Annotated in this window: 22 protein-coding genes; 16 read left to right on the plus strand and 6 right to left on the minus strand. The window is 55.9% G+C overall.

The genetic code is table 11. From position 1 onward, the window contains the following. The first annotated feature begins 35 nt into the window (after positions 1–35). From ydgH to folM, 3 genes are all read left to right on the plus strand, one after another. Entirely contained in the window at positions 36–986 is a 951-nt protein-coding gene (gene ydgH, locus ABLU87_RS27315; protein ID WP_032748948.1) for a DUF1471 family protein YdgH, read from the plus strand. A 179-nt stretch (positions 987–1,165) separates the two neighbouring features. Then, positions 1,166–2,548, plus strand: coding sequence for an amino acid permease (locus ABLU87_RS27320; RefSeq protein ID WP_348865973.1), 1,383 nt, complete (start codon positions 1,166–1,168; stop codon positions 2,546–2,548). 36 nt (positions 2,549–2,584) lie between these two features. Continuing rightward, a complete protein-coding gene (gene folM, locus ABLU87_RS27325) occupies positions 2,585–3,310 on the plus strand; it encodes a dihydromonapterin reductase (protein WP_014838648.1) in 726 nt (241 codons plus the stop codon). Here folM and ABLU87_RS27330 read toward each other — a convergent pair. Beyond that, positions 3,307–3,642, minus strand: a complete 336-nt coding sequence (locus ABLU87_RS27330; protein WP_014229570.1) for a GlpM family protein — start codon at positions 3,640–3,642, stop codon at positions 3,307–3,309. The two genes, folM and ABLU87_RS27330, sit on opposite strands and share 4 nt — an antisense overlap. Positions 3,643–4,671: 1,029 nt before the next feature. Here ABLU87_RS27330 and iraM point away from each other — a divergent pair. The 4 genes from iraM to ABLU87_RS27350 all read left to right on the plus strand — a co-directional run bounded on the left by iraM (position 4,672) and on the right by ABLU87_RS27350 (position 8,737). Continuing rightward, entirely contained in the window at positions 4,672–5,019 is a 348-nt protein-coding gene (gene iraM / locus ABLU87_RS27335) for an anti-adapter protein IraM (RefSeq protein ID WP_014229571.1), read from the plus strand. A 348-nt stretch (positions 5,020–5,367) separates the two neighbouring features. Then, on the plus strand, positions 5,368–6,084 hold the full coding sequence (rstA, locus tag ABLU87_RS27340) for a two-component system response regulator RstA (protein ID WP_004851385.1): 717 nt from the start codon (positions 5,368–5,370) through the stop codon (positions 6,082–6,084). A gap of 309 nt (positions 6,085–6,393) precedes the next feature. After that, positions 6,394–8,166 carry an EAL domain-containing protein gene (locus ABLU87_RS27345; RefSeq protein WP_196942019.1) on the plus strand — a complete coding sequence of 591 codons (1,773 nt, stop codon included), beginning with the start codon at positions 6,394–6,396 and terminating at the stop codon, positions 8,164–8,166. An 88-nt stretch (positions 8,167–8,254) separates the two neighbouring features. Beyond that, positions 8,255–8,737: a glutathione peroxidase gene (locus tag ABLU87_RS27350; RefSeq protein ID WP_025105815.1), complete on the plus strand. Its 483-nt coding sequence runs from the start codon at positions 8,255–8,257 to the stop codon at positions 8,735–8,737. 177 nt (positions 8,738–8,914) lie between these two features. On the opposite strand, the gene ABLU87_RS27355 is transcribed toward ABLU87_RS27350, so the two are convergent. Beyond that, positions 8,915–9,604 carry a VIT family protein gene (locus tag ABLU87_RS27355; RefSeq protein ID WP_064374892.1) on the minus strand — a complete coding sequence of 230 codons (690 nt, stop codon included), beginning with the start codon at positions 9,602–9,604 and terminating at the stop codon, positions 8,915–8,917. A gap of 318 nt (positions 9,605–9,922) precedes the next feature. Between ABLU87_RS27355 and rstB the strand changes: the two genes are divergently transcribed. Continuing rightward, complete coding sequence (rstB, locus tag ABLU87_RS27360; RefSeq protein WP_014229576.1) at positions 9,923–11,224, plus strand: two-component system sensor histidine kinase RstB; 1,302 nt, start codon at positions 9,923–9,925, stop codon at positions 11,222–11,224. Between the two features lie 74 nt (positions 11,225–11,298). Next, positions 11,299–12,231 carry a DNA replication terminus site-binding protein gene (gene tus, locus ABLU87_RS27365; RefSeq protein WP_102803283.1) on the plus strand — a complete coding sequence of 311 codons (933 nt, stop codon included), beginning with the start codon at positions 11,299–11,301 and terminating at the stop codon, positions 12,229–12,231. Here tus and fumC read toward each other — a convergent pair. Further along, positions 12,221–13,621 carry a class II fumarate hydratase gene (gene fumC / locus ABLU87_RS27370; protein WP_025105818.1) on the minus strand — a complete coding sequence of 467 codons (1,401 nt, stop codon included), beginning with the start codon at positions 13,619–13,621 and terminating at the stop codon, positions 12,221–12,223. The two genes, tus and fumC, sit on opposite strands and share 11 nt — an antisense overlap. A 142-nt stretch (positions 13,622–13,763) precedes the next feature. After that, the gene (gene fumA / locus ABLU87_RS27375; RefSeq protein ID WP_122117414.1) at positions 13,764–15,410 is read right to left on the minus strand and encodes a class I fumarate hydratase FumA; all 1,647 of its coding nucleotides are present in this window, start codon (positions 15,408–15,410) and stop codon (positions 13,764–13,766) included. A gap of 197 nt (positions 15,411–15,607) precedes the next feature. Between fumA and manA the strand changes: the two genes are divergently transcribed. Both manA and ABLU87_RS27385 read left to right on the plus strand, forming a co-directional pair. After that, positions 15,608–16,786 carry a mannose-6-phosphate isomerase gene (gene manA, locus ABLU87_RS27380; protein ID WP_025105820.1) on the plus strand — a complete coding sequence of 393 codons (1,179 nt, stop codon included), beginning with the start codon at positions 15,608–15,610 and terminating at the stop codon, positions 16,784–16,786. 98 nt (positions 16,787–16,884) lie between these two features. Continuing rightward, complete coding sequence (locus ABLU87_RS27385) at positions 16,885–18,447, plus strand: YdgA family protein (protein WP_014838654.1); 1,563 nt, start codon at positions 16,885–16,887, stop codon at positions 18,445–18,447. Positions 18,448–18,472: 25 nt separating this feature from the next. On the opposite strand, the gene ABLU87_RS27390 is transcribed toward ABLU87_RS27385, so the two are convergent. Beyond that, positions 18,473–19,501, minus strand: coding sequence for a Mal regulon transcriptional regulator MalI (locus ABLU87_RS27390; RefSeq protein ID WP_004851407.1), 1,029 nt, complete (start codon positions 19,499–19,501; stop codon positions 18,473–18,475). Between the two features lie 174 nt (positions 19,502–19,675). Here ABLU87_RS27390 and malX point away from each other — a divergent pair, with 174 nt between their 5' ends. The 5 genes from malX (at position 19,676) to yedF (ending at position 24,505) form a co-directional block, all read left to right on the plus strand. Then, entirely contained in the window at positions 19,676–21,268 is a 1,593-nt protein-coding gene (gene malX, locus ABLU87_RS27395) for a maltose/glucose-specific PTS transporter subunit IIBC (RefSeq protein ID WP_116280995.1), read from the plus strand. Positions 21,269–21,315: 47 nt separating this feature from the next. Further along, complete coding sequence (locus ABLU87_RS27400; protein ID WP_049082717.1) at positions 21,316–22,488, plus strand: MalY/PatB family protein; 1,173 nt, start codon at positions 21,316–21,318, stop codon at positions 22,486–22,488. A gap of 183 nt (positions 22,489–22,671) precedes the next feature. Further along, on the plus strand, positions 22,672–22,875 hold the full coding sequence (ydfZ, locus tag ABLU87_RS27405; RefSeq protein ID WP_004851411.1) for a putative selenium delivery protein YdfZ: 204 nt from the start codon (positions 22,672–22,674) through the stop codon (positions 22,873–22,875). Positions 22,876–23,063: 188 nt separating this feature from the next. Beyond that, the gene (yedE, locus tag ABLU87_RS27410; protein ID WP_049082715.1) at positions 23,064–24,275 is read left to right on the plus strand and encodes a selenium metabolism membrane protein YedE/FdhT; all 1,212 of its coding nucleotides are present in this window, start codon (positions 23,064–23,066) and stop codon (positions 24,273–24,275) included. Continuing rightward, a complete protein-coding gene (gene yedF / locus ABLU87_RS27415; RefSeq protein ID WP_004102619.1) occupies positions 24,272–24,505 on the plus strand; it encodes a sulfurtransferase-like selenium metabolism protein YedF in 234 nt (77 codons plus the stop codon). The genes yedE and yedF overlap by 4 nt, the downstream gene beginning before the upstream one ends. 85 nt (positions 24,506–24,590) lie before the next feature. On the opposite strand, the gene metQ is transcribed toward yedF, so the two are convergent. Next, positions 24,591–25,406 (minus strand): methionine ABC transporter substrate-binding lipoprotein MetQ, encoded by an 816-nt coding sequence (metQ, locus tag ABLU87_RS27420; protein ID WP_004851417.1) that lies wholly within the window; start codon positions 25,404–25,406, stop codon positions 24,591–24,593. Between the last annotated feature and the right edge of the window lie 130 nt (positions 25,407–25,536).

Consider the following 25,536-nt stretch of genomic DNA (forward strand, 5'->3'; position numbering starts at 1 on the left):
AGTACATGGTTTGCGCAAGGCAAAGGATTATTTTTATGAAGCTTAAGAACTCACTCCTGGCGTCTGCTCTTCTGGCTACAACCGCGTTGTCTGCCCATGCAGCGACCGAGCTGACTCCGGAGCAGGCGGCAGCGCTGAAGCCCTACGATCGCGTAGTGGTTACCGGCCGTTTTAACGCCATTGGCGACGCGGTGCAGGCCGTTTCCCGTAAAGCAGACAAAGATGGCGCAGCATCCTTTTATGTTGTCGACACGTCTGATTTTGGCAGCGGCGGCAACCTGCGCGTAACGGCCGATTTTTATAAAGAAAATGCCCCGCAGGCCGACGCGCCGAAAAATCGTGTGATTAACGGCGTAATGGAATTACCGAAGGACCAGGCCGTCGAGCTGGAGCCGTTTGATACCGTCACCGTACAGGGCTTCTACCGCAGCCAGCCGGAAGTTAACGACGCCATCACCAAAGCCGCTAAGGCCAAGGGCGCCGCCTCCTTCTTTATCGTGCGCCAGGTTGATGCCAACCAGGGCGGCAACCAGCGAATCACCGCCTATATCTACAAAGCCGATGCCAAAAAACGCGTTCTGCAAAGCCCGGACGCTATCCCGGCAGATTCAGAAGCCGGTCGCGCTGCGCTGGCTGAAGGCGGAGAAGCCGCGAAGAAAGTGGAGATCCCGGGCGTAGCGACCACCGCAGCGGTCGGTTCCGGCACCGGCGTAGGCCGCTTCTTTGAAACGCAATCATCTAAAGGCGGGCGTTACACCGTCACTCTGCCGGACGGTACCAAAGTCGAGGAAGTGAACAAAATCACCGCCGCGCAGATGGTGCCATACGACAGCATCAAGTTCACCGGTAACTACGGTAACATGACGGAAATCTCCTACCAGACGGCTAAGCGCGCGGCGAAGAAAGGCGCGAAGTACTACCATATTACCCGCCAGTGGCAGGAGCGCGGTGGCAACATCACCATCAGCGCCGACCTGTATAAATAACGGCGTCTGAGCTGAACAAAAAGGCGGCGATCTGCCGCCTTTTTTCTTTTTTTCATTTCTCGCCATTGCATGCATACAAAACACTCCGTAAAATCCCGCGCCTTAGCGCAATCCTCCATTTTTATGCGATTTCGCCAAATAAATATTCTTAGTTTGATGATTGTCACCTCGGGAATGCAATGGAAAAGAAACTGGGCCTTAGCGCCCTGACCGCGCTGGTTCTCAGCTCAATGCTGGGTGCAGGCGTATTCAGCCTGCCGCAAAATATGGCAGCCGTCGCCAGCCCTTCCGCACTGCTTATCGGCTGGGGTATCACCGGCGTGGGGATCCTGTTCCTCGCCTTTGCCATGCTGCTGCTCACCCGCATTCGCCCCGAACTCGACGGCGGTATTTTTACCTACGCCCGGGAAGGCTTTGGCGAGTTGATAGGCTTCTGCTCCGCCTGGGGCTACTGGCTGTGCGCGGTTGTTGCCAATGTCTCCTATCTGGTTATCGTCTTCTCTGCGCTAAGCTTCTTTACCGATACCCCCGAGCTGCGCCTGTTTGGCGACGGCAACACCTGGCAATCCATCGTCGGCGCCTCCGTCCTGCTGTGGATTGTCCATTTCCTGGTGCTGCGCGGTGTACAAACGGCCGCGGGTATCAACCTGGCCGCGACGCTGGCCAAACTGCTGCCCCTCGGCGCGTTTATCGCGCTGGCCGCCATCGCGTTTCGTATGGAGACATTCCGCCTGGATTTCAGCGGCCTGGCGCTGGGCGTACCGGTATGGGAGCAGGTGAAAAACACCATGCTGATCACCCTGTGGGTTTTTATCGGCGTCGAAGGCGCGGTGGTAGTTTCCGCACGCGCGCGTAATAAACAGGATGTTGGCCGCGCGACGCTGCTGGCAGTACTCTCCGCGCTGGCGGTCTATCTGCTGGTGACGCTTCTCTCGTTAGGCGTCGTGCCGCGTAGCGAGCTGGCGGAAATACGCAACCCCTCAATGGCCGGGCTGATGGTCAACATGATGGGCTCATGGGGGGAGATTGTTATTGCCGCCGGGCTGATTATTTCCGTCTGCGGCGCGTATCTGAGCTGGACCATTATGGCGGCGGAGGTGCCCTATCTGGCAGCAACTCATAAAGCCTTCCCGCGCCTGTTTGCCCGGACCAATAAAAACAATGCCCCGTCGGCTTCGCTGTGGCTCACCAACGTCAGCGTACAGGCTTCGCTGGTATTGATTTGGCTTACCGGCTCAGATTACAACACGCTGCTGACCATCGCCTCTGAGATGATCCTGGTGCCCTACTTTCTCGTCGGCGCATTTTTGCTGAAGATTGCTGAGCGCCCGCTGCACAAGGCCGTCGGTGTCGGTGCCTGTATTTATGGCTTATGGTTATTATATGCGTCCGGCCCTGTGCATTTATTGTTGTCAGTGATACTTTACGCTCCGGGTCTTCTGGTTTTCCTGTATGCCCGTCGTACACACCAGCACGATCGCCCGCTCAAACGCCGTGACCTGGCATTGATTGGTTTTTTGCTGGTTGCCGCCTTACCGGCAACGTGGATGTTGGTAGGGTAAGCGGTTACCCTGCCGCTGAACTCAAAGGAGATACCCATGGCTGACATCCAGCCTCGTCCAATCCTGATTACCGGCGGGGGCCGTCGTATCGGCCTCGCCCTGGCCCGCCATTTTCTGGCCCGGCAGCAGCCCGTTATTATCAGCTACCGCACCTGGTATCCCGCCATCGACGCGCTACGTGAAGCGGGCGCCGTTTGTCTGCACGCGGATTTCAGCACTGACGATAGCATTCTGGCGTTCGCCGAAGAGGTGAAGGCGCACGCCGGCAGCGGTCTGCGCGCCATCATCCATAACGCCAGCGGCTGGATGGCGGAAAAGCCCGGGGTGCCGTTAACCACGGTGCTCGCTAGCATGATGCAAATTCACGTCAACGCCCCCTACTTGCTCAACCATGCCCTGGAGAGCCTGCTGCGCGGCCACGGCCATGCGGCCAGCGACATTATCCATATCACTGACTACGTTGTGGAGCGCGGCAGCGACAAACACATTGCCTACGCCGCCAGCAAAGCGGCGCTGGATAATATGAGCCGCTCGTTCGCCCGCAAGCTGGCGCCGGAAATTAAGGTCAATGCTATCGCCCCTTCGCTGATTTTATTTAACGAAGGCGATGACGCGGAATACCGCAAGCAGGCGCTTGATAAATCGCTGATGAAAATCGCGCCTGGTGAAAAAGAGATTAGCGACCTGATCGAATACCTGTTCAGCAGCCGCTACGTGACCGGTCGCTCATTTGCCGTCGACGGCGGCCGCCATCTGCGCTAGTGGAAACGGCTCCAGCCGATAATTAACAGCCACGCGCAGAGGCTCCAGCACCCCACTGCGCCTGCCAGAGCGAACGGCAGGCGCATAACGCCGGTGAAATACCATAGCGAGAGCAAATAGATAAAGTACGGAATGATCGACCACATCCCGAATACGATGGTGGTTCTCAGCGCTTCGATCCCCCGCTCGCTGGCAACGATATAGTTCGCGATCAGGGCGAAGGTCGGAAAGAGCGGAATCAACCCGGCGATATAGTAGTTCTTCGTTTTAGACAGCACGCCAATCAGGACAACGACCAGCGCGCCGAGCAGCGCTTTTATCAACAACCCCATTCCTTTAGCCTTAACATTTAAACAACAAGACCCCGCAGCATAACGGAAGCGCCGACAATTATAAACGCGCAAGAGCGGCCGATACCGTGTAGAAGCAAAAGACCTATTTTTTAGCGGTCTCATCACTGCCGCCCCCCCCTATGCCGAATATCCGCTCCTGGCGATAACCGTTCGCATGGATGATATCCCTGGCAAGCGGAGCGCGTTATTAGATGGCCGTTTTTGCTGCCTTAAAAACTCTTCGGCTAAATACATTCATTAAATCGAAAAGAGAATGTTTTTTCTGATTGTTGAGTTATACGTATAACATATTATTTTTCGTATTTTTAGATACAAATCAAATTAGCCTATTTTCGGCGCATCTCTTCCTCACGTATTTACACAGATTTTAAGCATCGAGCGTTTGACTGACGGGCATTTACAAAATACCCAGCTCAATAACCGCACCGTTTCAGTGCAGCTATTGTTTTGCACTAAATGATTCAAATCAATACTGGCAAAATAGAGTAAAAGTGGTTAATTGATATGGTTGATTTTTATCATAAGAGGTTATTTTGAAATTATTCTTTTTGCGCAAATCCTGAATAAGCGCACATAGCCATTTTTTAGCAAAATGGCTAAATAAAACCAATTATTTTGATTTACATCAATATAAAACCGATTTCATAAGGAAGCATACTTTGCCGTTAATAACAGGCGCGGTAGTAGATATGATCGTAATTATATGATTTCACAATCTTTCGATCTGTTCCTGATATCCAGAACAGAATTTTATTCTGTTCACAATCCTCAATGCAGCCATTTAGTTCAGCTCATGCCAGTTTTTCGAATCTTTTACTTGTTGCTATTATCATTACTAGTATTAGACACTCATCTAATTGTTATTATTTTATATTAATCAGCATAAGAACCAGTTAAAGGAATCTCCATGTTCGGACCTGCTTCACGCAAAGTAAAAATGGCCATGAACTTAATCAAAATATATTCATCAACGCGAAAATGCTCGTAAATTACCGGAGAGCGTCAAGCATGCAGTGGAATATTGAAAATAGCCTTGTATGTCCTGTAACAGGAACAGGTTTTTCAGTTGCGGCAAGTGCCAAAAATCTGAAATTAATTATTTGGTATAGTGGGGATTATTTTTTGAGCATTGGTTCGGTTATTAACATCACACAAAATGAAGTTTTCATTAATGGTGTGCCCGGCGATTTACAGGTTATTCATGCATTCCCCTATACGGAAAATTTATGGTCAACATTTTCAAAAAATATTGAATGCCCCGGTAATCAGAACCCTATGCTGCTCATCTGCAATCGAAGAAGCCTCTGCAAGTTCGCCTTGTGCCCCTACGGCGCCAGGCAAAAGAGGCCGCAATAAGGCTTCCCCATCATTCGCGCTAGCGTACCGGTACTTATTTTCTATGTGGGCACGCGCTGTCCTGACAGCCCGTGCCCACATTGTGCCGCACCCTGTTCCCTTAATGCGCAATGCTTCTGCTCGTATCTGAATCATTGTCTGGCTCCGCAAAAAATAGTCCTGAACCGCAGCTCCGGGAATCATAGCGAATTTCATGGCTAATATATAGCTCATATTAATGTCCGGATGGTTTACAATGGCGGTAGCGAATGAATAGGCACCTGACTTCAGATACTGAATGCGCCACCTCAGCCGCGATTCAGGTAAAGAGATTCAAGCGATTAAAAGATGAGTGCAAGCATACACAATATGAATAAAATTGTTTTCGTTGAGGATGATGCTGAGGTCGGCGCACTGATTGCGGCCTACCTTGGCAAACACGATATGGACGTGGTGGTAGAACCGCGCGGCGATCGGGCGGAAGAGGTTATCGCGCGCGAAAAGCCGGACCTGGTGCTGCTGGATATCATGCTGCCGGGTAAAGACGGTATGACGCTGTGCCGCGATTTACGCGGCCAGTGGCAGGGGCCAATCGTATTGCTCACTTCACTGGACAGCGATATGAACCATATTCTCTCACTCGAAATGGGCGCCAGCGATTATATCCTGAAAACCACGCCGCCCGCGGTGCTGTTAGCTCGCCTGCGCCTGCATTTGCGCCAGCATATCGCCGTGCCGGACGGCAGCGTCCCCTCCTCGCTCACCCCGCATAAAGCGATCGCTTTTGGCTCCCTGAGTATCGACCCGGTGAATAGACAGGTGATGCTCGGCGGCGAAAGCGTCGCCTTATCCACTGCGGATTTCGATCTCCTGTGGGAGTTAGCGACCCATGCTGGACAAATTATGGATCGGGACGCGTTATTAAAAAATCTGCGCGGAGTCAGCTACGATGGTATGGACCGCAGCGTCGATGTCGCCATCTCGCGGCTGCGTAAAAAGCTTCTCGATAATGCGACTGAGCCATATCGTATCAAAACGGTACGCAATAAAGGTTACCTGTTCGCCCCGCACGCCTGGGACAATTAATTTTGGCATATGGCGATGGAATAGCTGTTTGTGCGGAGTTAGCCGTCAGAGCCAATTCAACCTCCTGTTAATTATTTTTAAAACAGGGGGTGAAATTGCTTTTCCCACGCAAAACCCGCGCTTCACCGCGCGGCGCGCCTCACGACTTGCCGGGCGGGTGATACTCTTTGCAGACAATCAACGGAAAACATTCTACTGTGGAGTGATAGCGCTGGCGCCTGGCCAGTATCGACACCCGTCGTGAGTATAGAGATTCACACCTTCAGTGGGTTGGGATGACCGCAATATCTACTGCACGGGAGCATCTATATGTTGAACGATCTCAGCAGCGATGAAAGCAAAAGACGCGCGGCGATTGACCTGTTAAAAAACGCGGACGAAGGGCGAGACGAAGCGTTAAAAAAATACACTCATCTGGTCTGCCAGTTGCTAAAAATGCCAATGAGTTTTGTGTCAATCCTTGACGATGAAAAGCAGTACATCAAATCCGCTCAGAATATCGCCCCCACGGACACCAGCCTGGGCGGAGCATTTTGCGAACAGACCCTGAAACAGGGTGAGACTCTCCTTTGTCCTGATACGCATCAGCACCCGATCTTTCATCGCGATCGGGCGGTCAGAGAAGCGCCATTCATTCGCTTTTATGCAGGATGCCCGCTGAAAACCCGCGATGGAGTGACCGTGGGTACCTTGAGTATCTTAGATACGCAACCCAGGACACTTTCAGATGAGCAGATCGCTATTTTTAAGACTCTGGCCGAGCTGATATCGGATTTCTTAGCCTCCTGGCACTCAGTGGGGTATATCGACGTCGTCACGCTTTTACCCAATCGGCAGCGCCTGCTCAAGGACATTGAGGTGTCGGCGGAGGGTACTTTCAGGCTGGTCATTATTGACTGCATTGATATGCCATTTGCCTACGAGATGGCCCGCTCATTGGGGATGCTGGCGGTAGAGAATTTGCTTCGTGACATGACCGTCGCGCTGCAGGCGCGCCTGCCCATGGCGAGCAAACTTTACGCCGTGGCGGTGGGACGCTTTGCCTTTTTCACCCCGGAACCCATGGCGCTGTCATTGGAGGGTATAGCACTACGGCTTCAGGGAACCCAGGCCAGGATCGGCCCGGACGTTCCCCTGGATTTGAATATTCACATGGGTGACTCCGGTATTTGCGATAGCGACATGACGCCAAATGAAATTCTGCGGCGCGCGGTGAGCGCACTGCATGAAGCGATAAGCCAGGGGCACCGTTTTACGACCTATAATGACGCACTGGACATCCGCAAGAAGCGAGATTTCAGCCTGCTCACCGAACTCAGGCAAACGCTGCAGGGAAACCAGGGGTTATATCTGGTCTTTCAGCCAAAAATTTCGCTGACGACGGGAGACGTGACGGGCGCTGAAGCCTTGATAAGATGGAAGCATCCTATCAATGGCGAAGTGCTGCCGGGTGAATTTATTCCGCTGGTCGAAAAGACTAGCCTGATGCGCGAACTCTCGGCCTGGGTTATCGATCATACTATCGCGCAGTTGAGTGACTGGCGGGATCGGGGGCTTTCTCTTCCCGTCTCAATTAATCTCGCCGCCAGCGATTTTTCTCGACCCGATTTCGCTGAGGAGCTTGAGCAGAAACTGCGGGAGGCGTGTCTTGACCCAGCCCTGCTGGGGGTGGAGTGTCTGGAGACTGAGAAGATGCTTGAAAGTCCGGCCGCGCTGAACGGACTGGACATGCTCAAAAAACGCGGGTTTAAAATTTCTCTGGATGACTTTGGATCGGGATACAGCAACATTAATTACCTGCGGCAAATCCCGCTGGACATCATCAAACTCGACCGGTCTATTGTGAGGCATATAGTCCATGAGAAAGCCAGCCGCATTATTGTGCACAACGTTATCAGGCTCCTCAAGCAGCTCGATTACGTCGTCCTTGCCGAAGGCGTCGAGGATCTCGAAACGGTTGAGATTTTACGCAGCCTGGGCTGCGATGAGGTTCAGGGATATTTTTATGCCTGGCCGATGGTCTCCGTTGATTTTGCCGCATGGTATCGCGCCAGAAAGGCAGACCTGGGAAAGCAATCCTGAGACGAACGACTCTTTTCAATGTTCTTTCAGTATATGAACCAATCCAGCGATAAAGACGCGCAACGGGCGCTGCACTGAGGAACACGATATGACTACCTTTTACCAATTGACTGCCACCAGCCTGCACGGCCAGCCCATCTCAATGGCTGACTATGCTGGCAAGCTCGTTCTGGTGGTCAATACTGCCAGCCACTGTGGCTTCACACCGCAATATGCAGGGCTGGAAGCGCTCTACGCGAAATACGCAGCTCAGGGGCTGATAGTGCTTGGTTTCCCCTGCAACCAGTTTGGTAAGCAGGAGCCCGGCGGCGTCGATGACATCGAGCAGACCTGTCGGATCAATTACGGTGTAAGCTTCCCGATGTTCGAGAAAGTGGAGGTCAACGGCGCCGGCGCGCACCCGCTGTTTCGTTACCTGAAAGATGAGTTACCCGGCGTGCTGGGCGGGCGGATCAAATGGAACTTCACGAAGTTCTTGATCGGTCGCGACGGCACCCCTCTCACGCGTTTCGCGCCGTTCACCACCCCGGAGAAAATGGAGACCGCCATCCTTGCCGCACTAAAGATTTAAATCTTTTGCCTCCCTGACCACTGCCTGTGCGCGAGTGAATGTTCGCTCCGCGCCGGAAGTGCGCCTGAAAAAATGACGATGGGCTATAAATAAGTCCCGCGCACGCGATACAACTCACTCATTTTTTCAGCCCACTACATGGCAGATATTTCTCTTTTCTGCGAGTTAAGCCATCTATTAAAACAATACCTGCCCGGCAAGATGACCTATTCCCATCGACGAAAACATCGCCAGGGTGCTCCAGCAAGTAATTCTGCCGATCGCCCTGAGAGGGGAGGCTCTGCTGACAATTGAAGATATATAGCCAAGAGCGGCCAGTGAAAAAAGGGAGGAGAGAATAACAAAGAGAAAAACCAGCGTTGCTGGAGAAAGCCATGCAACGACTAAAGGCAACGTTGCGCCAGCGGAAAAACTCAGCGCCGAGAAAACGGCAGCCTGCAGGGGGCGCGCAGAATTGGTATCCGTCAGTCCCAGCTCCTCGCGGGCATGCGTGTCCAGAGCATCTTTCACCATGAGTTGTTCGGCAACCTTTTGGGCAAGCTCTGGCTCGAGTCCGCGTTGCACATAAAGTAAAGTCAGCTCGCGTACTTCTCCCTGATAATCTGTTTCCAGTTCCCTCTTTTCCTGAGCGAGAGCCGCGTTTTCCGTGTCGGCCTGAGATGAGACGGAAACATATTCCCCCGCGGCCATCGACATCGCCCCCGCGACCAGCCCGGCAATGCCCGCCAGTAAAACCCCGGAAGAGCCCGTATTAGCAGACGCAACGCCAAGAACAAGGCTCGCTGTCGAAACAATACCATCGTTAGCCCCGAGTACAGCAGCCCTTAACCATCCGACGCGTTCAATGCTGTGTCGTTCAAGATGCATGCTTTTATTCTCCTTTAAGTACGCCTGTTCAGCCTACCGGGATGAGGGTGGAATAAAACGGATTAAAACAGAGAACGCTTCGCACATCGGCGCCGACCGAGGTACATTACATTCTTCTCTGATTTGGCTTCAACCCACACCATCATACTTATGCGTGCCGGATGTTGTCAGCCGCAGCGAACCCTGCTTTCATAGCAAATCAAATGGGCATAAAACGCAACAAGGGTTTTTCACGTAGATTGCGCCTGGATAAATGCCCCCGCAGTGCCCCTGCAGGTAAAAGCAGGAATTTAACCTTTTGATTTTGAGTGAGATTTAATGAAAAAGCTGTTTGTGCAGTTTTACCTCCTGCTGTTCGTCTGCTTCCTGGTCATGACCATGATGGTGGGCCTGGTGTACAAATTCACCGCCGAACGCGCAGGGCGTCAGTCGCTGGACGATCTGATGAAAAGTTCGCTGTATCTGATGCGCAGCGAGCTGCGGGAGATCCCGCCGCGCGACTGGAGCAAAACGCTCAAAGAGCTGGACCTCAATCTCTCTTTCGATCTGCATATCGAGCCCATCAGCAAATTCAAGCTCTCGGAAAACTCGATGCAGCATCTGCGCGCCGGGGATATCGTCGCCCTCGACGATCAGTACACCTTTATCCAGCGGATCCCGCGCAGCCACTACGTGCTCTCCGTCGGTCCGGTGCCGTATCTCTATTTTTTGCATGAGATGCGCCTGCTCGATCTGGCCCTGATGGCTTTTATCGCCATCTCGCTGGCCTTTCCGGTCTTTATCTGGATGCGTCCTCACTGGCAGGAGATGCTGCGTATTGAGACCGCCGCCCAGCGCTTCGGCGACGGACATCTTACTGAACGCATTCATTTCGACAGCATGTCCAGCTTCGCGCGGCTGGGGGTGGCGTTTAATCAGATGGCCGATAACATCAACGCGCTTATCGCCAGCAAAAAACAGCTGATCGATGGCATCGCCCATGAGCTGCGGACCCCGCTGGTGCGCCTGCGCTATCGCCTGGAAATGAGCGAGAACCTCACCGAAGCCGAATCGCAGGCGTTGAACCGCGATATCGGGCAGTTGGAGGCGCTGATTGAAGAACTTCTGACCTACGCGCGGCTTGACCGCCCGCAGAACGAACTGAAGCTGACGACCCCCAATTTCCCGGCGTGGATCCGCGATCACGTGGAAGATATTCAGACGGTTAATCCCCAGCGCGAGATTGCGCTAACCGACGTCGTGGCCGGGAGTTACGGCGCGCTGGATATGCGCTTAATGGAACGGGTGCTGGATAATCTGGTGAATAATGCCCTGCGCTACAGTAACCAGCGTATTCAGATCAGTCTGACGCTGCAGGCTTCGCGCGCGACGCTGCGGGTCGAAGATGATGGCCCCGGAATTGCGCCTGATGAACGTGAGCGAGTGTTCGAGCCTTTCGTACGCCTCGACCCGAGCCGCGATCGCGCGACCGGCGGCTGTGGCCTCGGTTTAGCTATCGTCCACAGCATCGCCCAGGCAATGGCCGGGGAAGTGCATTGCGAAGCGAGTTCGCTGGGCGGGGCCTGTTTTTGCTTTAGCTGGCCGGTCTATCATCAGTTGCCGGATTTTACCTCCGCCTGATACGCCTTTGCGCAAAAGCTGAGGCCTGCTATAGTTAAAAAATCGCTAAGTATGTTGTAACTAAGGTGGGGAATATGGCCAGCTATGACCTTGTTGAACGTCTGAACGACACCTTTCGCCAGCTCGAGCATGAACTACAGACGCTAAAACACGCCCTGAGCCAGTGCCGCCTGCTGGCCGCCCGCGTCTTTGAGCTGCCGCCGGTGAGTAAAGACGCAGAACACCAGCCGCTGGAGAGCATCAACGTGGTTCAGCACACCGGCAAAACCGCGCTGGAGATGGCGCTCAGGCACTATAGTCATCTGTTTATCCAGCAGCAGTCGGAAACCCGCAGCAGCAAAGCCGCCGTGCGTTTACCCGGCGCGATTTGTCTGCAAACTGACGCCCGCGAACAGGCTGAACTCTTAGACAAAATCACCCATATCAACGCCCTCAAAGCGCGCTTCGAGAAGATTATCACCGTGGATTCCGGCCTGCCTGCCGCCGCGCGGTTTGAGTGGGTCCATCGCCACCTGCCGGGACTGATTACGCTGAGCGCCTATCGCACGCTAACTCCCCTCCTCGATCCGAGCACCATCCGCTTCGGCTGGGCCAATAAGCACGTGATTAAAAATCTCACCCGCGATCGGGTACTCATGCAGCTGGAAAAAAGCCTTCAGTCGCCCCGGGCGGTTCCGCCGTGGACCCGCGAGCAGTGGCAAAGCAAGCTGGAGCGAGAGTATCAGGATATTGCCGCCCTGCCGCAGCGGGCAAAGCTGAAAATAAAGCGGCCGGTGAAGGTGCAGCCCATCGCCAGGGTCTGGTACAGCGGGGAACAAAAACAGGTGCAATACGCCTGTCCGGGACCGATGATTGCGCTGATATCCGGCACCAAGGGCGTCAGCGTGCCGGACCTCGGTGAACTCCTGAACTATGACGCCGATAACGTGCAGTATCGCTACAAACCGCAGGCGCAGTCGCTCAGGCTACTGATTCCGCGGCTGCACCTGTGGCTGGCTAGCGAGTAGACATACTGCCCACCATCTCTTCCGGGCGCACCCAGCGGTCAAACTCGGCTTCCGTCAGGTAGCCGAGCGCCAGCGCCGACGCTTTCAGGGTTAACCCCTCTTTATGGGCCTTTTTGGCAATTTCCGCCGCTTTGTCATAGCCGATATGGGTATTCAGCGCGGTTACCAGCATCAGCGACTCATTCAGCAACTGGCTGATGCGTTCACGGTTCGGCTCAATGCCTTCCGCGCAGTGCTCGTTAAAGCTCGCCATCCCGTCAGCCAGCAGCCGCACCGATTGCAGGAAGTTGTGGATCACCATCGGGCGATAGACGTTGAGCTCAAAGTTGCCCGATGCGCCGCCGATATTCACCGCGACATCGTTGCCCATCACCTGACAGCACAGCATGGTCAGGGCTTCGCACTGGGTCGGGTTCACCTTGCCCGGCATAATCGACGAACCCGGTTCATTTTCCGGGATCGCAATTTCGCCAATCCCACAGCGCGGGCCGGAGGCCAGCCAGCGCACATCGTTGGCAATTTTCATCAGCGAAGCGGCCAGCCCTTTCAGCGCCCCGTGCGCGTGCACCAGCGCATCAACGGTCGCCAGCGCTTCAAACTTGTTCGGCGCGGTGACAAACGGCTGGCCGCTTAAGGCCGCCAGCTCGGCGGCGACGCGTACCGCATATTCCGGATGGGTATTGAGCCCGGTTCCCACCGCCGTCCCGCCCAGCGCCAGCTCGGCCAGATGCGGCAGGCTATGGTCGAGATGTTTTAAATTGTGCTCCAGCATGGCTACCCAGCCGGAGATCTCCTGACCGAGGGTCAGCGGCGTCGCATCCTGCAGATGGGTGCGGCCTATTTTGACAATATCGCTGAAGGCAACGGCTTTATTGTTCAGGGTCTGCTTCAGCACGTTGAGCTGCGGGATCAGCTTCTCCCGCAGGGCAATCATCGCCGCCACGTGCATCGCCGTCGGGAACACGTCGTTAGAGCTCTGGCTCTTGTTGACATCATCGTTGGGGTGAATCTTACGCTCCATCCCGCGCGCCCCGCCCAGCAGTTCACTCGCGCGATTGGCCAGTACCTCATTCATATTCATGTTGCTTTGCGTGCCGGAGCCGGTTTGCCAGATAGCCAGCGGAAACTCGTCCGGATGTTTGCCTGCCAGCACTTCGTCCGCGGCCTGAATAATCGCTTGCGCTTTCTCCGCGGCCAGAAGGCCGAGATCGTTATTCACCTTCGCCGCTGCGCGCTTGGTCAGCGCCAGCGCATAAATAAGCTCGGCCGGCATTTTTTCCGTCGAAATACGAAAATGCTCCAGCGAGCGCTGGGTTTGCGCGCCCCATAGCTTGTCGGCAGGCACATCGATGGCGCCCATTGAGTCTTTTTCACTGCGATGCGTTGTCATGACTGTCTCCTTGGATTCAACGTGCGTAATAGCGACAAAGCTCACCTGCTCAAAGGGTAAAGTATGGGTCAGATTTATAAGTTGTTTTGGTGGTTCGTGCCGCTAAGCGGCATAAAAAAACCGCCCCGAAGGGCGGCTGAAATCATTTCACGCAGCGGGCGCACTGCGAGCTCTGGATTTGCTGGAAGAAGTCGTTGCCTTTGTCATCCACGAGGATAAACGCCGGGAAGTCTTCGACTTCAATTTTCCAGATGGCTTCCATACCCAGCTCCGGGTACGCCACGCACTCGAGGCTGCGGATACTCTGCTGCGCCAGTACCGCCGCCGGGCCGCCGATGCTGCCGAGGTAGAAACCGCCGTGTTTATGACAGGCATCGGTCACCTGCTGGCTGCGGTTGCCTTTGGCTAACATGATTTTACTCGCCCCGTGCGCCTGCAGCAGGTCGACGTAGGAGTCCATGCGGCCAGCGGTCGTCGGGCCAAGGGAGCCGGACGCGTAGCCGTCGGGCGTTTTCGCCGGGCCCGCGTAGTAGATCGGGTGGTCTTTGACGTACTGCGGCAACGCCTCACCGCTGTCGATGAGCTCTTTCAGCTTCGCGTGGGCGATATCGCGAGCCACGATAATCGTCCCGCTCAGCGACAGGCGGGTCGACACCGGGTACTGCGACAGCAGCGCCAGAATATCGCTCATCGGCTGGTTGAGGTTGACCTTGACCGCCTCGCCCTCGCCGGCCTGACGAAGATGCTCGGGAATATATTTGCCCGGATTGCTCTCCAGTTTCTCAATCCAGATCCCCTGACGATTGATCTTGGCTTTGATATTGCGATCCGCCGAGCAGGAGACGCCCATGCCCACCGGGCAGGAGGCGCCGTGGCGCGGCAGGCGGATGACGCGAATATCGTGGGCGAAGTATTTACCGCCGAACTGCGCGCCGAGACCGAGGTTTTGCGCCTCCACCAGCAGTTCCTGTTCCAGCTGAATATCGCGGAAAGCCTGGCCGTGCTCGTTGCCCTCGGTCGGCAGGCCGTCGTAGTACTTGGTTGAGGCCAGCTTAACGGTTTTCAGGGTGGACTCCGCCGAGGTGCCGCCAATGACGAAAGCAATATGGTACGGCGGGCAGGCGGCGGTTCCCAGAGTGCGCATCTTTTCGACGAGATAGTTTTTCAGCTTCGCCGGGGTAATTAACGCTTTGGTTTCCTGGTACAGGTAGGTTTTATTCGCCGAGCCGCCGCCTTTGGCGATGCAGAGGAATTTGTACTCCTCGCCGTCGGTGGCGTAAAGATCGATCTGCGCAGGCAGGTTAGTGCCGGTGTTGACCTCTTTATACATATCCAGCGGCGCGTTCTGCGAATAGCGCAGGTTATCCTGGATATAGGTGTTATAAACGCCCTGCGCCAGCGCGGCTTCATCGCCGCCGCCGGTCCACACGCGCTGGCCTTTTTTGCCGGTAATAATCGCGGTACCGGTATCCTGGCAGGTCGGCAGCACGCCTTTGGCGGCGATATCCGAGTTGCGCAGAAACTGCAGCGCCACGTACTTATCGTTTTCGCTGGCTTCCGGGTCGTTGAGAATATCGGCCACCTGCTGCTGGTGCGCCGGGCGAAGCATAAAGGAGGCGTCGTGGAAAGCGTGTTGTGCCAGTAAAGTTAGCGCCTGAGGTTCAACTTTCAGAACTTCCTGGCCGGCGAATTCGGCGACGGAGACGTAATCACTGCTGAGGAGGTAGTACTCGGTATCGTCCTTTTTCAGTGGAAAAGGATCCTGATATACAAACGGTTTATTCGACATTGTGCTCTCACTTACTGCTTAGCTGATTATATTTCAGGCAGACACTCCATTTGCCCGTGGAAAAGCGAGTCGATCGATTTTACACAATTTTTTAACAAAAACTGAGACAAGGACGACTTTTTCTTCGCGCCGGTTGCTTATCGGTCGATTGCTGGTTTAATAGTGCCATGACTATTAAGTGGAAACAGGGATTGAGAATGCAAAAGCTCATTAACTCAGTGCAAAACTACGCCTGGGGAAGCCATACCGCCTTAACCGAACTTTATGGGATTGCTAACCCGGACAACCTGCCGATGGCGGAGCTGTGGATGGGCGCGCATCCCAAAAGCAGCTCGCAGATTGTGGATAATAGCGGGGCGCCGCGCTCTCTGCGCGACGCGATCGAAAGCGATAAAGCAACCCTGCTTGGCGCGAAAGTCGCCGAGCGTTTTGGCGAACTGCCGTTCCTGTTCAAAGTTCTGTGCGCCGCGCAGCCGCTCTCTATCCAGGTCCACCCCAACAAGCAGGCCTCGGAAATCGGTTTTGCCAAAGAGAACGCTGCCGGGATCCCGCTTGATGCCGCCGAACGTAACTATAAAGATCCGAACCACAAGCCGGAGCTGGTTTTCGCCTTAACGCCGTTCCTCGCCATGAACGCCTTCCGCGAGTTTGCCGAAATCGTCACCCTGCTGCAGCCGGTTGCCGATGCGCATCCGGCGATTGCCCAGTTCCTTGCGCAGCCTGATGCCGGGCATCTGAGCCAACTGTTCGCCAGCCTGCTGAACATGAAAGGCGATGAAAAAGCGCACGCCTTACGGGCGCTGCAGGCGGCGCTGGACAGCGAGCAGGGTGAGCCCTGGCAGACTATCCGCCTGATCGCCGAGTTCTACCCGGACGATAGCGGCCTCTTCTCTCCGCTGCTGCTCAACGTGGTCAAACTGAATCCCGGAGAGGCGATGTTCCTGTTTGCGGAAACCCCGCACGCCTACCTGCAGGGCGTGGCGCTGGAAGTGATGGCCAACTCTGACAACGTGCTTCGCGCGGGCCTGACGCCGAAATATATCGATATTCCGGAACTGGTGGCGAACGTCAAATTTGAGCCAAAACCCGCGGGCCAACTGCTGACCCAGCCGGTAATTCACGGCGCGGAGCTGGACTTCCCCATCCCGGTTGACGATTTTGCCTTCTCGCTGCACGACCTGTCAGCGCAGGCGTCAACCATCGCCCAGCAGAGCGCGGCGATCCTGTTCTGCGTCGAGGGTGAGGCGACGATTGCCAAAGGCGAACAGCGCCTGACGCTGAAGCCGGGTGAATCCGCGTTTATCGGCTGTAATGAATCACCGGTGCAGGTCAGCGGCCGCGGCCGCGTGGCGCGCGTGTTTAATAAGCTCCAGTAAGTTACTGAACTTTTTAGCCACAGTTGCTAGACTTTCACCCATCATGACAACACAACCAGGCGGCCCGATCCGCCTGGTTTCATTTATGGACAAATGCTATGAAAAAATCGCTGGTCGCAGCAGGAGTTATCATTGCGCTGGGCGTCGTCTGGACGGGCGGCGCGTGGTATACGGGGAAGCAGCTGGAAAGCCGCATTGCCGACATGGTGCAGCAGGCTAATGCTCAGCTGCAAAGCAGCGCGCCGCAGGCTGGCGTGGAGCTGACGTATCAGGGCTATCAGCGCGGGCTGTTCCGCAGCCATTTACAGCTGGTGCTGAAGCCTGCTGCCGGCAAAGCGCCCCGCTGGCTTGCCGCCGGACAGTCGCTGGTGTTTGATGAAGTCGTCGATCACGGCCCTTTCCCGCTGGCTTCGCTCAAATCCTTTAACCTCGCCCCGGCGATGGCGTCCGTCAAAACCACCCTGACCAATAACGACGCCAGCAAGGCGCTGTTCGACATCGCTAAAGGCGAAACGCCGTTCACCATTGATACCCGTATCGCTTATAGCGGCGACAACACATCCGCTATTGTGCTCAACCCGCTTGATTACGCGAAAGGCGATGAGAAGGTGACCTTCAGCGGCGGACAGTTCCAGCTGGACGCTGACCGCGAAGGGAAAACCCTCAGCCTGAGCGGCGAAGCCGGTAGCGGGCAGATTAACGCGGTTAACGAGTACAACCAGAAAGTTCAGCTCACCTTTAATAACCTGAAAACCGACGGCTCTACCGAAATGGCCAGCTTCAACGAGCGTATCGGTAAACAGGCTATCTCGCTGGACAAGCTGGCGATTGGCGTTGAAGGCAAAGAGCTGGCGCTGTTCGAAGGGATGAAAATTGACGGCAATTCGTCGCTGACTGCCGACGGTAAAGGTATTAACAGCCAGCTGGACTACACGGTCAATAGCCTCAAGCTGCAAAATCAGGATATCGGTAGCGGCCGGCTGACGCTGAAGCTGGACAATATTGATGGCGAAGCCTTCCATCAGTTCAGCCAAAAATACAACGCTGAAGCGCAGGCGCTGATGGCGGATCCGCAGCTGGCGCAGAATCCTGAGCTCTATCAGCAGGCGCTGACGCAGACCTTCTTTAGCGCGCTGCCGATGATGCTGAAAGGCAGCCCGTCTCTGACCATTTCGCCGCTGAGCTGGCGCAATGCGAAGGGGGAAACCACCCTGAATCTTTCGATTCTGCTCAAAGACCCGTCGCTGACCACCACGCCGCCGCAGACGCTGGCGGATGAAGTGGATCGTAGCGTTAAATCGCTCGACGGCAAGCTGGTGATCCCGGTGGATATGGCGACGGCGTTTATGACCCAGATTGCCGGGCTGGAAGGCTATCAGCCCGCCGACGCCGCTAAGCTTGCGGATCAGCAGGTGAAAGGCCTGGCGGCGATGGGGCAGATGTTCCGCATCACCACCATGGAAGATAACGCCATCACCTCAAGCCTGCAGTACGCTGACGGCCAGGTTACGCTGAACGGACAGAAAATGCCGCTGGATGAGTTTGCCGGAATGTTCGGTTTAGCGCTTCCCGCCGTCTCTGAACCCGCAGCGCCGCAGGAAACTCAGCCGCAAGATGACGCGCCGCAAGACGTGGTGCCACCCGCCGCGCCGCAGCAATAAACGGCAAATAGCCCCTGCCCAGGGGCTATTTTCGGGTAATCAGTCGGGGAGAAATAATCTGGTTTCTCGCCGCGCCCTGTCCCTCTTCCATACGCCGTAAAATACACTCCGCGAGGCTTTGTCCCAGCTCCCGGGCGGGCGTCGTCACCCAGGTCAGCGGCAGATCGTCCAGCGCCTCCTCGGGTAACTCCGCAAAGGCCGCCAGCGCGACCCGCTGTTCAAAATAGCTTTCGACGCCAGCTTCGCCGCTCTGGCGCCCGGCGCGCATCAGCCCAAACCACGCCCCGGTGGCAATCACGCTGTTGTAGCACAGCACCGCGCTAATCGTTGGGTTTTGCCGCAGCAGCGCCGCCATCGCCTCTGCCGCCTGCTTCTGGCTCGACTCGCACTCCAGCACCCACTCGCTATGAAACGGCAGGCCATACTTCAGCAGGGTGGCGCAGTAGCCGCCTACCCGTTCGGCGCGCGTCAGGGACGAGCTCTGCCCTCCCAGCCAGGCAATGCGCTGATGGCCGCGGCGGATCAGGTGCTCGGTGACAATCTGCGCCGCCTGCATATTATCCGGGCGGATCAGGTCGACATCGTCGAGATAGCTGGCGCGGGAAGCAAACACCAGCGGCATTCCAGCTTGCGCCGCGCGATCGCGCAGCTCCGCTCCCTGGTCGATCGCCCCGGCAATCACCACGCCGTCGACACCTTGCGCCACCAGCGTATCAAAACGCTGGAGCATTTTTTCACCGCTGTGCCCCCCCTGGGTGAGAAACACCATTCTGCCCTGCGACTCAAGCGCATCGGTCAATCCGGCGGTCATCTCCGCGTAGAAAGGCTTCGATAAGTCGCTGACGATCAGGCCAATAACGCCGCTCTGGCCGCCGCGCAGCGACGCCGCCTGGCGGTTGCGCACGAAGCCCAGCTGTTCAATGGCATGATTGACGCGCTCGCCGGTGGCCGACGAAATACGCCCCTTGCCGCTCAGCACCAGCGATACCGTACTGACCGACACGCCTGCCGCCTGGGCGACATCATTAATGGTGATTTTTTTCGCGATAGCCATAACTGCAGGCCGACTCCCTTTGGCTGTCGATAAAACGTTTTATCAAGATACTCTCTTTATAAACGTTATTATCGCCGGAATATGTGATTTTTATCGCACTAAAATCTGGTAAAACGTTTTATCTTTCCGTGGCGTTACATCCTACCGATAACTTAAAGAACCAGGATTCGTGTTATGACGGCGAAAACAGCAACCAAAATTACCCTGTGGGAGTTTTTCCAGCAGTTAGGGAAAACCTTCATGTTACCCGTGGCGTTGCTCTCCTTTTGCGGGATCATGCTGGGGATCGGCAGCTCTCTGAGCAGCCATGATGTCCTGACACTCCTGCCGTGGCTGGACGTGCCGCCGCTGCAGGCCGTATTCATCTGGATGGGCAAAGTCGGCTCCTTCGCCTTCAGCTTTCTGCCGGTGATGTTCTGTATCGCTATTCCGCTAGGACTGGCCCGGGAAAACAAAGGCGTCGCCGCGTTTGCCGGTTTTGTCGGCTATGCCGTGATGAATCTGGCGGTTAACTTCTGGCTGACGGCCAAAGGCATTCTGCCGACCACCGATGCCGCCGTCCTCAAAGCGAACAACATCCAGAATATTATCGGCATTCAATCGATCGACACCGGGATCCTCGGCGCGGTGATCGCCGGGATCATCGTCTGGATGCTGCATGAGCGTTTTCACAATATCCGCCTGCCCGACGCGCTGGCCTTTTTTGGCGGCACCCGCTTTGTACCGATTATCACCACCGTGGTTCTCGGCCTGGTCGGTCTGGTCATTCCGCTGATCTGGCCCGTCTTCGCCATGGGGATTAATGCCCTCGGCCACGTCATCAATAGCGCGGGAGATTTCGGACCGATGATTTTCGGTACCGGAGAGCGCCTGCTGCTGCCTTTCGGCCTGCACCATATTCTGGTGGCGCTGATCCGCTTTACCGAGGCGGGGGGAACCATGGACGTTTGCGGCCATAGCGTCAGCGGCGCGCTGACGATTTTCCAGGCCCAGCTCAGTTGCCCAACCACCCACGGCTTCTCCGAAAGCGCGACCCGTTTCCTCTCGCAAGGCAAAATGCCGGCCTTCCTCGGCGGCCTGCCGGGAGCGGCGCTGGCGATGTACCACTGCGCTCGCCCGGAAAACCGCCATAAAATTAAGGGGCTGCTGATTTCCGGCGTTATCGCCTGCGTGGTAGGCGGCACGACCGAGCCGCTGGAATTTTTATTCCTGTTCGTCGCCCCGGTGCTGTACGTTATCCACGCGCTCCTCACCGGACTGGGCTTTACCATGATGGCCATTCTGGGCGTGACTATCGGCAACACCGACGGCAACGTTATCGACTTTGTGGTGTTCGGCATTCTGCACGGTCTGTCAACCAAGTGGTATCTGGTACCGGTGGTCGCGGCCATCTGGTTTGCGGTTTACTACGGTATCTTCCGTTTCGCTATCACCCGTTTTAACCTGAAAACCCCGGGACGCGATATTGAAACCAATAGCGCTTTCGAAAAGGCCGTCACCGGCGTGACCGGAAAATCAGGCTATAACGTTCCGGCGATTCTGGCGGCGCTCGGCGGCGCGGAAAATATCGTTTCGCTCGATAACTGCATCACCCGCCTGCGTCTGTCGGTTAACGACATGAGCAAAGTCGACAGCGCCGCGCTGAAAGCGAATCGCGCCATCGGCGTGGTGCAGCTTAACCAGCACAACCTGCAGGTGGTGATTGGCCCGCAGGTGCAGTCGGTGAAAGATGAAATGGCTGTCCTGATGAATACCGTCGAGGCATAGGCTCCGCCCCCTCCGTACAGGAGGGGGACATGATGAAGGAAGTGCAGATGTTTGATTTTTCAACGCCGGTCGACCGTCACGGCACCTGGTGCACCCAGTGGGATTACGTCGCCGACCGTTTTGGCGCGGCCGACCTGCTGCCCTTTACGATCTCCGACATGGATTTCGCCACCGCCCCCTGCATCATCGATGCCGTCAGCAAACGCCTGGCGCACGGCGTTTTTGGCTACAGCCGCTGGAAAAACGATGAATTCCTCGGCGCGGTGAGCCACTGGTTCGCCAGCCGTTTTCATAGCCCAATCGACCGCGAAGCAATTGTTTACGGGCCGTCGGTTATCTATATGGTGGCGGAGATGATTCGTCAGTGGTCGGCAGCGGGTGACGGTATTGTGGTACACACTCCGGCCTACGATGCCTTTTATAAAACCATTGAAGGCAACCAGCGACGCGTCGCGGCGGTTCCGCTCTCCCTCGACAACCATCAGTGGCGCTGCGATATGGCGCAGCTGGAACGGGTACTGGCTCAGCCGCGTAATACCGTGCTGCTGCTGTGCAGTCCGCATAACCCCACCGGCAAGGTATGGACCCGCGAAGAGCTGGAAACCATGGCGCGGCTGTGCGAGAAGCACGGCGTAAAGGTAATTAGCGACGAGATCCACATGGACATGGTGTGGGACGAACATCAGCACACCCCGTGGTGCGAGGTGGCGCGCAGTCCCTGGGCGCTGTTCACCTCCGGATCGAAAAGTTTCAACATTCCGGCGTTTACCGGCGCATACGGGCTGATTGACGATCCCGCGACGCGCGAAAGCTATTTGCACGCGCTCAAGGCCCGCGATGGCCTCTCTTCCCCTTCCGTACCGGCGCTGGTGGCGCATATCGCCGCCTATCGCGAGGGCGCCGCCTGGCTGGATGCCCTGCGCGCCTATCTGCAGGAGAATATGCGCTACATCGCGCGCGAACTGAATCAGGCGTTTCCCGAGCTAAACTGGCAGCCGCCGCAGGCGACTTACCTGGCGTGGATTGACCTGCGCCCGCTGGCGGTGGACGATCGCGCCCTGCAAAAAGCACTTATTGAGGAACAGAAGGTCGCCATTATGCCAGGGGACACCTACGGCGATGAGGGTAAGGGTTTTGTCCGCCTGAATGCCGGCTGCCCACGTGAAAAGCTGGAAAAAGGCGTGCAGGGATTAATTGCCGCCCTGGGCTCGCTGCGCTGATTGTTTTCGCTGGCCGCCAACGCGGTAGCGGCCTGTCCGCTACCGCTGACTCTCCGCTCACTCATCCGTCCTCCCGGCACAATAAAACGATATTTTGACGAGACTCAAAAAACGCTATTTCACAAAGGTGTATTTAAATGCCGTTTTTAATTCCCGTCAAAATATTCACCAGGAGGAAAAAATATGAACACCTACGATCGTAACCGTAACGCTATCGCTACCGGCAGCATGGTTATGGTGGCCGACAGCGGCGCGACGGGCGTCATCAAAGCCATCCACGCCGAGGGTAAAACCGCGGAGCAGCTCCGCCGGGCGGACTGTGTGGAAATAGACGGACATCAGGGGTTATATTGCCCGCTAAACCTTATTCGCCTGGGCTTTAATTAATCGCAATATCCGTCATCAATATCTGACCGCGGATCCGCAGGCGTAAAAGGCCACCCAAGCGTGGCCTTTGATATTCTCTTTATCGTTCAATTTGATCCCATCGAGCGTTTTACATTAATAAGCAGCGTATTATCGCCCCTCTTCTACCCGCTACGGGTAATATACCTTCTGAGTTCAGAGGCATCTTCATGACATGGCAACAGTTCAAACAGGCGTGGCTGATTAAATTCTGGTCGCCCGTCCCCGCCGTTATCGCCGCGGGTATTCTCTCAACCTACTACTTCGGTATTACCGGCACCTTCTGGGCCGTCACCGGCGAATTCACCCGCTGGGGTGGGCAATTGCTGCAGCTCGTCGGCGTGCACAGCGAAGAGTGGGGCTACTATAAGCTCATTCATCTCGAGGGCACCCCGCTCACCCGTATCGACGGCATGATGATCATCGGCATGTTCGGCGGCTGTTTCGCCGCCGCGCTGTGGGCAAATAACGTCAAGCTGCGCTTCCCCCGCAGCCGGATCCGCATTCTGCAGGCCGTCGCCGGGGGAATCATCGCCGGTTTCGGCGCCCGTCTGGCGATGGGCTGCAATCTGGCCGCATTTTTTACCGGTATCCCACAGTTTTCCCTGCACGCCTGGTTCTTTGCCATCGCTACCGCTATCGGAACCTGGTTCGGCGCGCGCTTTACCTTACTGCCCATCTTCCGTATTCCGGTAAAAATGCAGAAAGTGTCCCAGGCCTCGCCGCTGACGCAAAAACCTGACCAGGCGCGGCGCCGGTTCCGTCTCGGCATGGTGGTCTTTTTCGCCATGATCGCCTGGGGCCTGCTCACCGCGGCCGATCGGCCGAAGCTCGGCCTGGCGCTGCTGTTTGGCGTCGGATTTGGCCTGCTCATCGAGCGGGCGCAGATCTGCTTCACCTCCGCCTTTCGCGATATGTGGATCACCGGACGTACCAATATGGCGAAGGCGATTATTTTCGGCATGGCCGCCAGCGCTATTGGGATCTTCAGCTACGTGCAGCTGGGTATGGAGCCGAAAATCATGTGGGCGGGGCCCAACGCGGTTATCGGCGGCCTGCTGTTTGGCTTTGGCATCGTCCTGGCGGGCGGCTGCGAAACCGGCTGGATGTACCGCGCGGTGGAAGGTCAGGTGCACTACTGGTGGGTCGGGCTGGGCAACGTTATCGGTTCAACGATCCTCGCCTACTACTGGGACGGGCTCTCTCCGGCGCTAGCCACAAGCTGGGATAAAATCAACCTGCTGGCGACCTTCGGACCATTCGGCGGCCTGCTGGTGACCTATCTCCTGCTGCTGATCACGCTGATTCTGGTGATTGGCTGGGAAAAACGGTTTTTCCGCCGCCAGTCTCTCGCCCCCTCGACCGTTAAGGAAAGCGCATGAAAACTCTGGTCCCCGATTATCGCCTCGATATGGTTGGCGAACCCTGCCCCTATCCGGCCATCGCCACGCTCGAAGCCATGCCTTCGCTGAAGAAAGGCGAGATTCTGGAAGTGGTCAGCGACTGTCCGCAGTCGATTAACAACATCCCGCTGGATGCCAAAAACCACGGCTATACCGTGCTCGACATTCAGCAGGATGGGCCAACCATCCGCTATTTGATTCAAAAATAGCCAGAAAAAGCCGGTAGTGGGCTACCGGCTGTCTTCCGCATCACATGCGCTAGCCCGCGCGGCACGGGCCTGAAAACGTCAACGATTACCAGCCCTTAACCGCATCGCCTTTGTAAAGCTGCTCTGCCGCCGCGGCCACCTCATCGCTCTGGTAGGCCTTCACCAGGTTTTTCACCTTTTCGCTGTCTTTATTTTCGATACGACTGGCGAAGATATTCACGTAAGGGGAATCTTTGCTTTCCACAAACAGGCCGTTGCGCGACGGCGACAGCCCGACCTGGCTTGAGAAGGTGGTATTGATAATCGCCATGGTTATCTGCTGGTCGTCCAGCGCGCGGGTGAGCTGCGGCGCTTCAATTTCGACGATTTTTAGCTTTTTCGGGTTGTTAATAATATCCAGCGAGGTGGGCAGCAGACCCACGCCGTCCTTCAGCGTAATCAGCCCCTGCTTTTGTAGCAGCAGCAGAGAGCGGCCGAGGTTAGTTGGATCGTTGGGAACCGCCACCTGCGCGCCATCGGGCAGCTGAGCGACCGACGTGATTTTCTTCGAATAGGCCGCTATCGGATAAACGAACGTGGTGCCAACCTGAACCAGCTTATAGCCGCGCTCCTGGATCTGTTTGTCCAGATAGGGCTTATGCTGGAAAGCGTTAGCATCAAGATCGCCATTGTTCAGCGCCTCGTTGGGCAGGACGAAATCATTAAACGTCACCACCTCAACGTCGAGATTGTACTTCTCTTTAGCCACTTTTTGCGCCACCGCCCAGACTTCCTGGTCAACGCCTGCGCTTATGCCCACTTTGATGTGGTTGGGGTCCTGCTCGCCAGGTTTGCAGGCGGCCAGCAGCAGCGAGCCTGCGACAACCAGCGGTACCGCGACTTTTTTTAACGTGAAGATCATATTCCCAGAGTCCTTTTTAAAATTGCCTGCCATTCATTGCAGGAAAACCAGCGCCTGAGACTATAGAAAATCTCGGGCGCGAAATTAAATACTGATTGTCTATGATTAATAGCGTTTTGCTATGAGCGAT

Source organism: Klebsiella sp. CB_Kp196, from assembly GCF_040061575.1.
Classification (GTDB): domain Bacteria; phylum Pseudomonadota; class Gammaproteobacteria; order Enterobacterales; family Enterobacteriaceae; genus Klebsiella; species Klebsiella michiganensis.